At 61.3% G+C, this 16,002-nt stretch carries 8 protein-coding genes and 1 pseudogene; 8 read left to right on the top strand and 1 reads right to left on the bottom strand.

Going from position 1 to position 16,002, the window contains the following annotated elements:
* The 4 genes from ABIQ96_RS00045 to ABIQ96_RS00030 form a co-directional block, all read left to right on the top strand.
* Nucleotides 1-836: discoidin domain-containing protein (locus ABIQ96_RS00045; RefSeq protein ID WP_348212475.1), on the top strand; the 836-nt coding region annotated here is incomplete at its 5' end.
* Between the two features lie 29 nt (nt 837-865).
* Nucleotides 866-1,663 carry a hypothetical protein gene (locus ABIQ96_RS00040; protein WP_348212474.1) on the top strand — a complete coding sequence of 266 codons (798 nt, stop codon included), beginning with the start codon at nt 866-868 and terminating at the stop codon, nt 1,661-1,663.
* Between the two features lie 183 nt (nt 1,664-1,846).
* Entirely contained in the window at nt 1,847-2,635 is a 789-nt protein-coding gene (locus ABIQ96_RS00035) for a PhzF family phenazine biosynthesis protein (protein WP_348212473.1), read from the top strand.
* Nucleotides 2,636-3,000: 365 nt separating this feature from the next.
* Nucleotides 3,001-8,106 carry an Ig-like domain-containing protein gene (locus tag ABIQ96_RS00030; protein ID WP_348212472.1) on the top strand — a complete coding sequence of 1,702 codons (5,106 nt, stop codon included), beginning with the start codon at nt 3,001-3,003 and terminating at the stop codon, nt 8,104-8,106.
* A gap of 8 nt (nt 8,107-8,114) precedes the next feature.
* Here ABIQ96_RS00030 and ABIQ96_RS00025 read toward each other — a convergent pair whose 3' ends face one another.
* Nucleotides 8,115-8,912 (bottom strand): hypothetical protein, encoded by a 798-nt coding sequence (locus ABIQ96_RS00025; protein ID WP_348212471.1) that lies wholly within the window; start codon nt 8,910-8,912, stop codon nt 8,115-8,117.
* A 342-nt stretch (nt 8,913-9,254) separates the two neighbouring features.
* On the opposite strand from ABIQ96_RS00025, the gene galA reads away from it, so the two are divergent.
* The 4 genes and pseudogenes from galA to ABIQ96_RS00005 form a co-directional block, all read left to right on the top strand.
* Complete coding sequence (gene galA / locus ABIQ96_RS00020; RefSeq protein WP_348212470.1) at nt 9,255-11,726, top strand: beta-galactosidase GalA; 2,472 nt, start codon at nt 9,255-9,257, stop codon at nt 11,724-11,726.
* 38 nt (nt 11,727-11,764) lie between these two features.
* Nucleotides 11,765-13,696 carry a sialate O-acetylesterase gene (locus ABIQ96_RS00015; protein ID WP_348212469.1) on the top strand — a complete coding sequence of 644 codons (1,932 nt, stop codon included), beginning with the start codon at nt 11,765-11,767 and terminating at the stop codon, nt 13,694-13,696.
* 28 nt (nt 13,697-13,724) lie between these two features.
* Nucleotides 13,725-14,660 carry an alpha/beta hydrolase-fold protein gene (locus tag ABIQ96_RS00010; protein WP_348212468.1) on the top strand — a complete coding sequence of 312 codons (936 nt, stop codon included), beginning with the start codon at nt 13,725-13,727 and terminating at the stop codon, nt 14,658-14,660.
* A 35-nt stretch (nt 14,661-14,695) separates the two neighbouring features.
* A pseudogene (locus ABIQ96_RS00005) lies at nt 14,696-16,002 on the top strand (alpha-N-arabinofuranosidase); the annotation flags it as partial.

Raw genomic sequence — 16,002 nt, 5'->3', positions numbered from 1 at the left:
TCCGGCTCGGGCAGCGCGTGAAAGGCTTCACGGTGGAGGCGCATGTTGACGGGAACTGGAAGGAAGTGGCCAAGGGCAGCACCATCGGCTACAAGCGCATCCTCCGCTTCGCCGGGGTCAAGGCGGATCAGGTGCGCTTTACGATCACCGACTCGAAGGCCTCCCCTGTGATTTCCAGCATCGGACTTTATAACGCTCCGGTGATTCTTGATGCACCGGCCATCACCAGAAACCAGGCGGGAGAAATCTCCGTCGCGTCGAATGATGTCGGGCCTGTGTTCTACTACACCCTCGATGGCAGCACGCCGACCCCGAAATCGCTGCGATTCACGGGGCCCGTGCCGACCGACGGAAAAGTCGCAGTCAAGGCGATCACGTTCGATCCGTCCACAGGCAAATCCAGTCCGGTGGCTCAGGAGAATTTCGACATTTGCCGCAAAGACTGGCAGATCGTCGGAGCCAACGACAACTCGCCTTACGCAATCCTCGATGGGAATCCAACCACCTCGTGGAAACAAGGCAAAGGCAAGTCGATGCCGGTCGATCTGGTGATTGACCTCGGAAGCGAGAAAACCCTGGCTGGCTTCAAATACTTCCCCGACCAAGGCATGTGGGGGCCGGGGATCATCTCGAATTACGAGTTTTATGTTTCTTCCGACAACACCGACTGGAAGCAGGTGGACAAAGGGGAATTCTCGAACATCAAAAACAACCGCGTGTGGCAGACCAAGCAATTCGCTCCGGCGACGGGACGCTACATCAAGTTGCGCGCCCTGCGAAACACCGACGGCAACAATGACGTGGGCTATGCCGAGGTGGATGTCATCACGAATTGACTAACTAAATGCCGCCGATGATTTTAGCCATGCGCATTTCCCAAAAACCAGTTGTGTTCTCCCTCCTCCGAGCAGCGATGCTTGCGGCTTTCTCCGCCGGCTCGCTCATCGCCGAAGAGCCGCGTGCGCCGGAGCGCTACTGCAACCCGCTGCCGATTCCTAACTATGCCGTGGGGAAACTGGCGCGCGACGTCACCAAGGGAGCGCCGAACGACGGCGGTCTGTGGCTATCCGAGCGCAAGGAACAATACCGCGAACTCGCTGATCCAACGGCGCTGTGGTTCGAGCGGCGCATCGGCATGGATCCCGCCGAGTTCGACTCCGCCGGAAATCTCTACGTGCCGGCCGCCACCTCGACTCCGCAGCCTGTCGCCGTTAGCGCCGAAGCGACGCCGTGGGTTCCGCTCAACGACGGCGAGCCCACGTTTGGCAGCTCCAGCGCGCCCAACACCGCCGGTCGACGCGCCGCCGACAACTCGATGATGACGTGGTGGCTCCCGGCCGCGGACGACGCGCAGCCGGTGCTCACGACCTCGTTTGCCTCCACTGCGGAAATTCGTGCCGTGCGCGTGATCTGGCGTGACGTCGGTCTCGACACCCGCAACGGCGCAAAACCGGGTCCATTCCGCTACCGCGTGGAGGCGGAAACTTCACCCGGCATGTGGGCGACGATCGGCGATCGAAGCGCGAGCACCGAGGACTTCCTCATCGACTATCGCGAGTGCGTCCCAACCACCGCGGGCCGGGCGCGGCTGGTGGTGTTAGGTCACCCCGAAGGTATCCAGCCAGGTGTTTCCGAGTTCACGGTGTTCGGACCGGTGCGGTGAGGAAAATGCAGGTGCAGGCTTGCGCCGGCGAAATTTGCGAGAACTGCTTTCTGTCGCTCTACGTCGCCAATTGTGACACCATGTGGTGATTTGTGTCGCGATCATGGCATCAGGTATTCAGTTGCCGGGCCGCGTCCGACGCGCTTGAGTAAGCTCTCCCGCATGAAGGGAGTGTGACATGAAATGAAACTGAAGATCTATCAGATCGATGCTTTCACGAGCGAGGTTTTCAAGGGGAATCCGGCGGCGGTCTGTCCTCTCGACGAATGGATCGATGACGGCCTGATGCAGAAGATCGCGTTTGAAAACAATCTCTCGGAAACTGCCTTTTTCGTAAAGAGGGGCGATGTTTACGAAATCCGTTGGTTCACGCCGCTCGTCGAAGTCAATCTTTGCGGTCACGCTACATTGGCGAGCGCGTTCGTGATTTTCGGGTTCCTTGACGAGAAGTCAGATTCGATCCGCCTGCATTCACACCGCAGCGGTGATCTGCGGGTCCAGAGGCAAGGGGATCGTCTGACACTCGATTTTCCGGCCTATGACGTCACCCCTACACCACCCGACGCGAGGCTTGCGAAGGCGATCGGCAGAATGCCCCTGCAAATCTGGGAAACGCAGGGAGACAAGGTGCTGATGTTGTTTGAGAATGAAAGCGATGTGGCGGGGATCATGCCTGATTTTCCGCTGCTCGCGGAAGTCCCGGTCGATCAGGTCATCGTGACGGCAGGGGGCGACTCATGCGATTTCGTCTCGCGGATGTTCGCTCCCCGGATCGGCATCCCGGAGGATCCGGTGACCGGGGCCATTCATTGCAGCCTGACACCATTCTGGGCCGAGCGACTTGGCAAAACGGAGCTTGTGGCCCGCCAGATTTCCCAACGCGGCGGGCAGCTTTATTGCGAGCTTGCCGGAGACCGGGTCAGGATAGGTGGCAGTGCGGTGTTATATCTAAAAGGTGAGATCCACGTCTGAATCTTCTTCGATAGGAATTGTTTCCAGAAGCAGAGGGGGAACTTCGGAATTCGAATCATGTCCTCCCCGCGCGGGTCACTTCCCGCGCTCGGCGGGGTTGATTGGGAAGCATTTCTTTCCGGTGTGGGATTCTCCGGCAGTGAATGCCACGCCGCCTTCCTTTTCGAAGCCGCTCGGAATATCCCCTATTTGCGGGATTGCAGTGATCTGACGCAGCGGTCATTCTAGCAGCAGCTCGTTTTGAGCGAACCCAATATTTGCCATTCAGGGTCCGCCGGACTTTGGGAGGGAAACCCATATTACCCGCCCAGCCGCTCCCGGGACTTTTGCCATGGTCGTCGGCGCGTCGGACAATCCGCTCCCGTATGATGAAAAACCTCACCTTCTGCCTGTTGATACTCGCCTTGGCCGTTGCCGGACCTGTCAACTCCCAGACTGCCGGACTGGATGCGCCGGTCGCCATCGGGCCCTATCTGAACAACGTGCTGCCTGCGGTGGCGCCGGGCAGCTCGACCGGCTGGGACACGGAAAACGCTTTTCCCAACCTGACCTTTGTCGATCCGCTGTGGCTGACGCCCGTGCCGGGAACGGGCGATCTGCTCCTCGTTGGCAAGGACGGACAAATCTGGCGCTTCGCCAATAGCCCTACCGTGACTCAAGGACAGGTGGTGCGGGCGTTGGATTGGCGGACGCACACGCAGACCGGCGAGGACATGGGATTCTATCACCTGATCTTCCACCCGAATTTCGGCCAGGCCGGGCAGCTCGGGGAGAATTACGTTTATGTAAGCTACAACCAGAAACCCGGCCTGGCAGGCGAGGGGATCGACGATTCCTACTGGCATGTCTCGCGTTTCACCTGGCTCCCCGGCAGCGGCACGATCGATCCAAATTCTGAGGAAGTTCTCATCAATCAATACGACCCCCAGCAGTGGCACAACGGCGGGGCGATGTTTTTCGACAACGAAGGTTTCCTGAACATCACCTGCGGCGACGGCGAGTTCGACTACTGGCATCAGGACCAGAACGGCCCGATCAACGGCGGCTTTTTCGGCGGCATTTTCCGCATTGATGTGGACTACGTGGAAGCGCTCGCCGCGGATCCGTTTTATTCGAAATCGCACGCGATCCGCCGTCAGCCGCAGGATATCCCGACCGGGGGATTGGCCCGTCCCGCGGGCTGGCCTGCCAGTTCCACCCACGGATACGGCATTCCCGAGACCAATCCCTGGCTTAACGCGGGTGGCACGATTCTGGAGGAGTTCGTCGTTCACGGCCTGCGGAGTCCGCATACCGCGCACTACGATCCGGTCGAAAACGAAATCTGGGTTGGCGATGTCGGTGGCGGAGCGAGGGAGGAAATCGACCGCCTGAAGATCGGCGACAACGGGCAATGGCCGATCCGGGAAGGCGTGAACGGTGGCGCGGAACCTGCGGGTGCCATCGGAGATTGGACGCCTCCCGTCTATGACTACGCCCACGGCGGCAACGACGCTTATGGAGTCAGCGGGAGCTGCATCATTGGCGGCATGCGCTATCGGGGAGCGAAATGGAACGCCCTGCTCGGCATGGACAAGGTGCTCTTTGGCGACATCACGCAGGGGAAGGTCTGGACGGCTTCCCTCAATCCTACCACGGGCGGTCTTGAGCAGGTCGATCTCCTGTTCGGAGGGATCCAGCAAGGTGGCAAAGGGGGGATTGGAAACATTTGCACCGACGATGCGGGCGAGATCTATTTCATGGAACTCAACGGCACGAACAACCCGGGCGGCATCATCCGCAAGCTGGTCTCGTCCGGAGTCTCCAACGAGCCGCCGCAGTTTCTCTCGCAGACGGGGGTTTTCACGGACCTCTCCACGCTGACTCCCGCTCCGGGGCTGGTTCCTTATTCCGTGGCGTCGCCGCTGTGGTCGGACGGAGCCGAGAAACTGCGCTGGATCGCCCTGCCGAACGACGGCAGCCATGACACGGCCGAGGAAAAAATCGTTTTCGCAGAGAAGGGCAAATGGACCTTTCCCGCCGGAACCGTGTTCGTGAAACACTTCGAAATGGCGACCAACGCCAACGATCCCACGCAGATCAAGCGCCTGGAAACGCGTTTCCTCGTCTGCACCGCGGGCGGCGGGAAATACGGCGTCACCTACAAATGGAACGCCGCCGGCACCGATGCCGAGCTGCTCACCACCGGACTCGGCGAGAACTTTGACGTGGTGGAGAACGGCGGCGCGACCGTCAGCCGGCATTGGGACTATCCGTCGCGCTCGGATTGCCTGCTCTGCCATAACAACAACGCCGGCCAGGCACTGGGCGTCCGCACCACGCAGCTCAATATGCCGTTTCACTACGACGCCACGGGCCGCACCGCGAACCAGCTAACAACATTCAACTCCCTCGGGATGTTCGACCACACGCTCACCACGACCGAACTTGAAAATTTCATCGAATCGCGCGCGATCGATGACGTCTCGGCTCCCGTCGAGCACCGCGTGCGATCCTACCTCGACAGCAATTGCTCGCACTGCCACCAGCCGGGCGGCACCATCGACTATTTCGACGCCCGTCTCGGCACTCCGCTCAACCAGCAGGGCCTCGTCGATGGCATGATCCAGGGGCATTTCGTCCTGGAAAACGGCCGCTACCTGAAACCGGGCGACACCGCGCTCTCCGCCGTCCATGTCCGCATGGGAGCTGTTGGAAACGGCACCGCGATGCCGCCGCTGGCGAAAAACAAAGTCGATCAAAAGGCCGTCGATCTGCTGACCAATTACATCACCGGTCTCAACGGGTCCGAATTTCAGAATACCGGCACGGTGCACGCGCGATATGTCAGGCTGACCGCGCTGTCGGAGGTATACACCAACGCGTGGTCCGCGGTGGCGGAGTTCTCGATCCTCGATGACACGGGAGTTCCGATTCCGTCCGGCCAACTCTCCATCGCGGATTACGACAGCGAGGAACTGATTGGCGAAAACGCGCCCGCCACCAACGCCATCGACGGCGACATCGGCACCTACTGGCACACCCAGTGGCAGAATGGCAGTCCCCAGCCACCGCACCATCTCACGGTGGATCTCGGGTCGCCGCGCCCCATCGGCGGCTACGTTTACACGCCGCGCCAGGGAAACAACAACGGCCGGATCGCGGGCTATCAGGTCCACTACAGTAACGATGGAACCAACTGGACGCTCATGACCTCCGGCACATGGCCCAACGACCCTGATGCCAAAACCTACGACAGTCTGGTCGGCTTGCGGAAAGCCCGTTGCTCGATCGCCGGTCCGGCTGGCACGCTGAATGGCGATTTCGACGTGACCATCGCTTTCGACACCGAGGTGACTGATTTCACCGCCTCGGACGTGCAGGTCAGCGGCGGCAGCGTGACGCATTTCCGGGGCTCCGGTTATTACTACGTCGCGACGATTTCACCAGGTCAGCCGCTGGTCAGCGTGAGTGTCCCGGCGGACGCGGCGAATACGGCGCAGGTGGGAAGCTTCGCCTCGCCGACGCTGGTCTTCGGGCAGGACACGGTGGGTCCGGTCGCCTCGTTCACAGGGACGCCCGTCGGCAGCGTCAGCGGGCCGTTCGCGCTTGGCATCCGGTTCGATGAAATCCCGACGGGCTTTTCGATTTCCAGCCTTTCATCCGTTAGCGCGGGGCTGTCGAATCTAACCGGAAGCGGGACGAGCTATTCCGTCATCGTCAGCCCGACTGCGGCCGTTTTCTCGATCACCGTCCATCCCGCAGGCATCACGGACGGCTTGGGAAATCCCATGGAAAACCCGGCGACCACGGTGCTCCATGCCGCCGCGCCGCAGTTGTTTGCCGAGGCGGAATCCGGCACGCTTGCGGGTGGCATGACGGTCGTCAGCGATCCCGGCGCGTCCGGCGGCTCCTACGTCTGGCTGCCTGATGGAGGATTCCCGGGCAACGAGCAAGGTTTCAACGCCGCCCATTCGGCCACCTATTCCTTCACCGTGCCGCGGGCGGGAAATTGGATTCCTGAGGGTCTAACACGCTCCAGCAGTACTGCCAGCGATTCGTTCTGGATCAAGGTGGATGGCGGCGCGCCGACCCGCTGGGACACCAATCCCGGCAGCGTCGGCTCAGGCACTTTTGTCTGGAATCAAGTCGGGTCCAGCGGCTCGGCGGCGGCGAATTTGATCAACGCCACCACCAACAACGGCAGCTTCGAAACCCTCGGCGGAGTCATCAGCAACGCGAAAGCCACGAACTGGGACACAGACCCCGATGGCGATGTGGACCATTGGAACAACTGGGGTGCCTCGACCGGCGGCCCGTCCACCGCCCAGACGGACAGCGGCACGGAACCGCACATCTCCGTGGCCACCCAAGGAAACCGGATCGCCTTCCTACAAGCCGGAAATGCCGCCTACAACCTGACGAGCCACGCCATCGAGGCCGGTGAGGTTTTCACCTACTCGTGGGACTGGGTGCTGGCCGGAAGACCGAATGCCACCGCCCAGCTCGGTTATTGGAATGGCAGCGCCATCGTGGCGATCTCCGGCACGGACACCACCAACCCTAACACCACCGTGCGTCATCTCGGACTGGGAACCACCTGGACTGTCCCGCCCGGCCACCCGGCCATCGGCCACCCGATCGCCATGACCGTCCGCGCCACCAACGGTTACCCGGAAATCGACAATTTCGTGCTCTCTGTTACCGCGACTCCTGCCGTTCCCGTCACTCTCAACCTCGCTGCCGGCACGCACACCGTCACCGTTTACGGTCGCGAGGACGGCACCCGTCTCGACGCGCTGCGTCTCACCAGCGAGCGGCCGTTGGTCGCCCTCAACGCGCCGCCGGTCTCCGTCGGCGGGGGTGAAATCCCGGTGGCTGTCACTTTCTCGAAACCCGTCACCGGCCTGACACCGGCGGATTTCACGCTGAGCGGTGCCACCGTGGCCTCTCTAACAGTATCTGGCGACAGCTACACGCTCATGCTCAGCCCGGTCGCACCATCTATCAGTCTCGCGCTTCCCGACAGCGCGGCGAGCGATGGAAACGGCGGCGGAAATTACCCGTCGGACGTGGCGCTGATCACGGTCCGCACAACCTTCGAGCAATGGGCGATCGACAACGGACTTGGAGATGTGGGCTTCAGCGACGATCCGAACCACAACGGCATCACCACGCTGGTGGAATTCCTGCTCAATCTGGATCCTAACAGTCATTCCGCTTCGGTCTTCGATCCTGCGGTCGGGCCGAGCGGGCTTCCTAAAACCAGTCTCGGAGCCGGGTCACTCCTCACCATCGAGTTTCCCCGCGACTCCGCCGCCGTGGCCGCCGGCTACCGGTATGTCGCGCAGTTTTCCAGTGATCTGATAGATTGGGTCGGGACTGAAAATGGAACGGCGATTCCGATGGGAGGCGGCTGGGAGCATGTGACCATCACTGATCCCGGGCCGGGAAATCACCGCTTCGTCCGGCTTGAGCTGGTCTCACCCTGAAACCGGAATCACTTCCCGCGTTCCGGCTTTTCCAGAAACTTGCTGCCGATGCGTTCCTTCCCGAGTGCGATGTCGTCGATCCACGCGGTGAACCCCGCGCCGGCGGACTGATAGTTATTCCAGCCGAAGGCCATGCTCTCGAAGACGGCTGGGATCTCGGATTTCTCGAACTTGGCCTTGCCGTTTTTGATTTCCACGCCCTCGATTTCCTGGCCATCGATGAAGAGACGATAGCTCTGCCTGGCGTGATCCACATACCACTCGACGAGCGTCCACTCGCCGCTGAACTTGTAGTCGTAAGCGCTGCCCTTGCCGAACTCATCACGCTTGGAAGGCTGGACGTTGTAGATGTATTGCAGTGAGCCTCCGGGGCCGGTGCAGGTATCGACGAGGCGCACGGCGATCGGGTCGTGGAACAGAGGGCTGTTAGCACTCCCCTCGACGATGGTGGAATGGATCACTGCGAAATTCTGGCCAGCCGGGATGACCGGCACGGGCGCGGGCAACTTCACCTTGAGATAAAGGCGGCCCCAGTGCTGGTCACCGAGCCGCGTGATTTCATCACCGCGCTTGATGATGCGGCGCGGTCCGCGCTCGGCGGGGTTGATCTGGAGGCATTTCTTTCCGGTGTGGGATTCCCCGGCGGTGACGGCCACGTCGCCTTCCTTTTCGAAGCCGCGCGGAATCTCACCCTCGCGGGTGGTCTCGAAGTCGATGGTGAGGATGGGCTCCAGCTTGGACTTGGGCGCGGCATCGGCCGCGAATGATGTTAGGAAGATGCAGGCGGTGGTGAGACGGGCATTCATGGGGATGGTGTTTGTGGTGTCAGGCGGAGATGAACGAAATCCATAAACCATCGCCGACCGGAATGGCATCCACTTTTTGAGATTTTAGCTACTCCCGTGGGGGTGAGACAACAATCCCCAGAACGAGGGATTGGCGGGAGATCGGTGGATCTCTACGATTGAAGATTACCCCGACCATCGTGCAGGAAACCGAATGAAAACCTCTTCTCTGTTTCGCTCCTGATCCGGCACGTTTCGTCAGCCGCAGGACCTGTCACGCGCATCCGGATCGTCCGGCTCCCTGACGTGCCAGACCAGCGGTGACCGAGGTTATTGATTTACCGCCTAATTCTATCAAAATCCATGGTGCGCATCATCTGCTATCTAACTACCATCGTCCTTCTCGCCGTGTCTTCGCCCGCCGCCGAGACTCCCCGCGAGCGGCTGCTGATGGACTCCAACTGGCGCTTCTCCCTCGGCCACGCCACGGATGTCGCGAAGGACTTCGACCACGCCACCGGGCAGTTTTCCTACTTCGCGAAAACCGGATTCGGCTCGGGCGCGTCGGCTGCCAAATTCGATGACAGCGGCTGGCGCAAGCTCGATCTGCCGCACGACTGGGCGGTGGAGCTTCCTTTCAGCGAACGCGGTAGCAACAGCCACGGCTACAAGGCGATCGGCCGGAATTTCCCGGAAAACAGCGTCGGATGGTATCGCCGGAAGTTCACCGTCCCCGCGTCCGATCTGGGCAAGCGCGTCAGCGTCGAGTTCGACGGCGTGTTCCGCGATTCCATCGTTTGGATCAACGGCCACTACCTCGGCGAAGAGCAGAGCGGATACAGCGGCTTCTCGCGCAACCTAACGGAGTATCTGAACTACGGCGGTGAAAACGTGATCGCCGTGCGGGCCGATGCCTCGCTGGAGGAGGGCTGGTTCTACGAAGGCGCGGGAATCTATCGACACGTGTGGCTGGTGAAAACCGATCCGCTTCACGTTAAGCAGGAAGGCACCTTCGTCACTTCCGAGTTGAAGGGAAATGCCGCCGAGGTGACCGCCCGTGTGGCGGTGGTGAACGAGGGCGACGCCGACGCCGCTTTTGAGATCAGCGAAACGATTCTCGATGCCGCGGGCACCACTGTCGCTTCCACAAAGGCGAAGCCGCTCACGCTCCGCGCCGGCGAGCGCGGCGAGTTCAGCGACGTGTTGCCCGTTTCCAATCCCAAGCTGTGGTCTATCGAAACGCCGAGCCTCCATCAGCTCGTCACCACCATCACTTCCGCAGGCAAGGTGGTGGACCGCTTTGAAACGAAGTTCGGCATCCGCTCGATTCGGTTCGATGCCAAGGAGGGCTTTTTCCTCAACGGCAAGCACGTGAAACTCAAGGGCACGGACAATCACCAGGACCATGCTGGCGTCGGCACCGCCATCCCCGATGCTCTGCAGGATTACCGCATCGCCAAGCTCAAGGAGTTCGGCTGCAATTTCTATCGGGCCTCGCACAACCCGCCGACTCCAGAGTTGCTGGACGCGTGCGACCGCCTCGGCATGCTGGTCATCGACGAAAACCGTCTCACCGGCACGACCGATTTCCACTACGATCATCTCAAGCGGCTCGTCGTCCGCGACCGCAATCATCCCTGCGTGGTCCTGTGGTCCATCGGCAACGAAGAGTGGAAAATCGAGGGCGGCGAGGACGGTGTGCGGATCGCCACCACCATGCAGCGTTGGGTGAAGCAACTCGACGCCACCCGTCCTATCACCGTCGCCATCAGCGGCGGCTGGGGTGGGGGATTTTCGAAGGTGATCGAGGTCGCAGGGATCAATTACCTCGGCAATATGAAAAAGGGCGGTTTCACGACCGACCAATGGCACGAACGCCATCCCGATCAACCGATCGTCGGCACCGAGGAATGCGCCTTCAACCAGACCCGCGGGATCTATTTCGACGACCGCGAGCACTGCCACCTGAACGCGTATGACTGGGATCCTTCCGATTGGGGTTCGAATCTGGAGGCCGCGTGGTCGCACTACGCCGAGCGGCCGTTTCTATCAGGCATGTGCATCTGGACCGGCTTCGACTATCGCGGCGAACCGACGCCCTTCAATTGGCCAGCCATCGCCTCGCAGTTCGGCATCCTCGACCTCTGCGGGTTTCCGAAGGATGGCATGTTCTATCTGAAATCCTGGTGGACAGACGAACCGGTGCTGCACGTTTTCCCGCACTGGAACTGGGCCGGCAAGGAAGGCCAGGAAATCAAAGTCTGGGCGCACTCCAACTGCGACGAGGTGGAGCTTTTCCTCAACGGCCAAAGCCTCGGCCGCAAGACGATGACCAAAAACTCCCACCTCGAATGGCCGGTGAAATACGCGCCCGGCACCTTGCTCGCGAAGGGTTACAAGGGCGGCAAGGAAATTCTAACAAGTAAGGTGGAGACGACGGGGGCTGCTGCGTCGATCCAGATTGAACCCAACCGCTCCAAGCTCGCCGCCGATGGCTCGGACGTCGCCGTCATCACTGTGCGGGTGACCGACGGGCAGGGGAGGGGCGTGCCGACGGCAGGGCAGGAGATTCGATTCGATCTAGCCGGACCCGGAAAGATCATCGGCGTGGGGAATGGCGATCCATCGTCACACGAGCCAGATCAGTTCATCGCGACGAAGGAAACCCCGTCGCCTGTCTGGCGGCGCAGCCTCTTCAACGGCCTCGCGCAAGTCATCGTCCAAACCACCGGCGAACCCGGCGAGATCAAGCTGACCGCCACTTCCACCGGTCTCGCTCCGGCGACCTCGGCTTTGCGTTCGGAATCTATCACGCCGCAGCCATCTGTTCCCTGATTTCCCCACGCGGCATCCTTTGGACATCCGCTCGTAACATGAAAAAACCAGCCGTCATTTCCGCCAGCCTTCTCCTCGTCCTCGCCGCGGAGGCCTCCGCTGCCGAGCTTCACCCGCTCTTCCACGACCATGCCGTCCTTCAGTGTGAAACCCGCGTCCCGGTCTGGGGTGCCGCGCGGGATGGGGAAAAAATCACCGTCAGCTTCGCCGGCCAGACCGTGACCGCAGTGGGGGAAAACGGCGCGTGGAATGCCTGGCTCCAGCCCATGAAGGCAGACGCCACCTCGCGCACTCTCACCGTCCGTGGCGACAACACGCTTGAGATTTCCGACATTCTTGTCGGTGAGGTCTGGATCGCAAGCGGACAGTCTAACATGGAGCGCCAGCTCGGCCTGCGCGCCGGGCAGAAGCCGATCACAAACTGGGAGCAGGAGGTCGCGGCGGCGAACTATCCGCAGATCCGCCAGTTTTATGTGACTCAGACCAAATCGCTCACGCCCCAGACCACGGTGAAGGGTTCATGGACGGTTTGCTCTCCGCTAACGGCCGGGGATTTCTCCGCTGTCGGCTACTTTTTCGCACGCGATCTATTTGTTTCGAAGAAAGTGCCGGTGGGAATCATCCATAGTTCATGGGGCGGCACCCCGGCGGAGGCGTGGACGAGTGAAGCCGCGCTGCAAAAGCTGCCGGACTTCGCCGCACCGCTCGCGGACGTGAAGCAGCTCGTCTCCGATCCCGATCTGGCACGTCGCAGGGGGCAGGCCAAACAGACCGAGTGGTTCGAAAAAGTGGACCCCGGCTCGAAGCCCGGCGCGGCATGGAGCGCGGCGGCAGTGGACGAAGGCGATTGGAAATCCATGACTCTCCCGACCTATCTGGAAAGCGCGGGTTATCCGGACTTTGACGGAGTCTTCTGGTTGCGGCGCACCATCGAGCTGCCGGAAAACTGGGACGGCGGCGATGCCGAACTGCATCTCGGCGCGGTGGACGACATGGACACGACCTGGGTGAACGGCGCGCAGGTGGGAATGACGAACGACTGGGACAAGCCGCGCGTCTATCAGGTGAAGGGCAGCCTGCTGAAGCACGGTGAGAACTCCATCGCGATACGCGTCCTGGACGCGTCGGGTGGCGGTGGCGCTTATGGCGGCAATGACGCGATGCGTCTGGTTTTCAAGGCCGGTGGGAAAACCGAGTCTCTGCCGCTTTCCGGCGAATGGCGGTGCAAGCCGGGCTGCACGATCAAGGAATCCGGCTGGCCACCCTCGGATTTCAGCGACAACCCAAGCACTCCGACCGTGCTCTACAATGGCATGATCGCGCCGTTGCTGCCCTACGCCATGCGCGGCGTCATCTGGTATCAGGGCGAGGCGAACGCCGGCCGCGAAAAGCAATACCGCACGCTGTTCCCCGCGATGATCGCCGATTGGCGGCGCGCCTGGGGCAGGGGAGATTTTCCGTTCCTGTTTGTGCAAATCGCTCCTTACAGCGGCATGACCCCGGAGATCCGCGAGGCACAGCTCCTCTCCTGGCAGGCCACCAAAAACACGGCCATGGCCGTCACCCTCGACTGCGGGGACGCCAACGACATCCACCCCGCTAACAAGCCGCCGGTCGGCGCGCGACTGGCCCTCGCGGCTCGCGCCCTGGCCTATCATGAGAAGATCGAATACTCTGGACCGGTGTATGACTCGATGAAATCCGAAGGTGCGGGCGTGGTCCTCCATTTCAATCACCTCGGCGGCGGACTCGTCGCGAAGGATGGAGAATTGAAAGGCTTCACCATTGCAGGTGCCGACAAGGTCATTCATCCAGCCAAAGCGGAGATTCGCGGAGACACCATCATTGTCTCGGCCGCCAAGGTTTCCTCGCCGGTGGCTGTCCGTTACGCTTGGGCAAACGCGCCGGAAGGTAATCTCTTCAACCGCGCCGAACTCCCTGCTTCTCCATTCCGCTCGGATACCGACTAGTTCCCACGGCGATAAAAACCCAAAACCCATGGACAACTCAATCAAACATCATTTCGCCGGGCTTCTCGCTGCGTGCGCCGCCTGGCTCGCCTTGGGTCCGGCTGTTTCCGCCCAAGACAAACCCGAACAGACATCGCCCGAGCAGGCACGGGCGAACTTCGGACGTCCCGTCCAACTCGGGCCGGATGACGTGCGCATGTTTCCGGAAGCACCCGAGGGGTTCGACAAACCTCGTGCCGGAGCCGATCCCGCCCGCGTCGAACAGTTTTCCTACGACTCCTCGGTCACCGGCACCCGCCGTGAGGCGAACGTCTATCTGCCTCCCGGCTATTCCGAGGAACGGAAATACCCGGTGCTTTACCTTCTCCACGGCATCGCCGGCAATCAGTATGAATGGACCGGCTACGTCCACGCGGATGCGATCATCAACAACCTCATCGCCGACGGGAAGGCGACGCCAATGATCGTCGTGATGCCGAACGGCCGCGCTCTACCCGACGACCGCCCGCCGAAGGAAATCTACTCGCCGGAAAATGCCGCGGGTTTCGCGAAGTTCGAGCGCGACCTGCTCGACTGCCTCATCCCCGCCATCCAGGCGAAATATTCGACCGCAACCGATCGCGAGCACCGCGCGCTCGCCGGTCTCTCGATGGGCGGCGGGCAGACGATCAATTTCGGCCTCGCCCACCTTGACACCTTCGCCTGGCTGGCGGGCTTTTCCCCGGCACCCAACACCCGGCCGCCCGCCGAACTCATCCCCGATCCCGCCGCCACCCGCAAAGACCTGAAGCTGTTATATCTCTCCTGCGGCAACAAGGACGGTCTCATCAGCGGCCCCCAGTCCGTCCACGCATTTTTGAAGCAATACGACATCCCCCACATTTGGAATGTCGATGACCACGGCCATGACCGTGAGACGTGGAGCAGCAACCTCTACTATTTCGCACAGAAAATATTTCGTTGACCCCGCGCCATCCCAAACCCTCTCCAAAGCAAGCCATGAACCCCACCCACACCCTGGCGATCCTCATCGCGACCGCCGCCAGTCTGACGGCCAGTCCATCCTTCACGGTCGATGCGACTCATTCCGCCGGGGCGGTGAGTCCGCGCCTTTACGGATTGATGACCGAGGAGATCAACCACTCCTACGACGGCGGCCTCTATGCGGAATTGATCCGCAATCGCGCGTTCCTCGACGACGCCAATGCGCCGGTGGACTGGTCCGTGGTGTCGAACGAGCCGGCTGCCGCGACCATCGCGCTCGACCGCTCGAAGCCCATGAACGACAAGCTGCCCACGAGCCTGCGACTCACGGTTTCCAAGGCCGCGAAGGATCACCCGGCGGGCGTGGCGAACAGCGGTTACTGGGGAATCCCCATCCATCCCGACACCAAATATCGCGCCTCGCTGTGGGCGCGGGCGGAAGCGGGTTTCACCGGGCCGCTGATGGTTTCCCTCGTGAGCGACGACGGGCGCACGGTGTATGCCTCGGAGGCAATCTCCGGTCTAACCACCGAGTGGAAGAAATTTGAAACGACGCTCGGGACCGGCAAGGTCGCGCCCACCGCGCAAGCACGCTTCGAGGTCACCCTGAACCAGCCGGGGACGGTCTCGCTCAACCTCGTCTCGCTGTTTCCTCCGACCTGGAACGACCGACCCAACGGCCTGCGCAAGGACATCATGCAGATGCTGGTGGACTTGAATCCGAAATTCCTGCGCTTCCCCGGCGGCAACTATGTCGAAGGGCAGAAAATTGAAGACCGCTTTCCGTGGCAGAAGACGCTGGGGCCTATCGAGGATCGTCCCGGCCACGCGGGTTGCTGGGGCTATCGTTCGAGCGACGGCATGGGGCTGCTAGAGTTTCTGGAATGGTGCGAAGATATGAAGGCCGAGCCGCTCCTGGCGGTCTATGCCGGCTATTCGCTCCAGGGCGATCACGTCAATGCGGGACCCGATCTAGAGCCGTTCGTGAAGGAAGCGCTGGACGAGATCGAATACGTGATCGGCGGCACGAACACCATCTGGGGTGCCCGCCGGGCTCAAGACGGGCATCCCTCGCCGTTCAAGCTGAACTACGTCGAGATCGGCAATGAAGACTCTTTCGACAAGGCGAAAACCTACGATGGCCGCTATGCGCAGATCGCCACCGCCATCAAAGCGACGTATCCGCAGCTCAAGGTGATTTCCTCCGTTTCGCCGCCGCCTCCGATGGGCCCCAAGCCCGACATGGTGGACCTGCATGACTACAGTGCCTCGGACGATTTCGTCAAAAAATCGCACACCTACGGCGCGGACATGGACCGCAA

The organism is Luteolibacter sp. (assembly GCF_039920825.1).
Classification (GTDB): domain Bacteria; phylum Verrucomicrobiota; class Verrucomicrobiia; order Verrucomicrobiales; family Akkermansiaceae; genus Luteolibacter.
The sequence above is the reverse complement of the archived record's forward strand: the minus strand, read 5'-3'. Positions and strand labels throughout refer to the sequence as shown.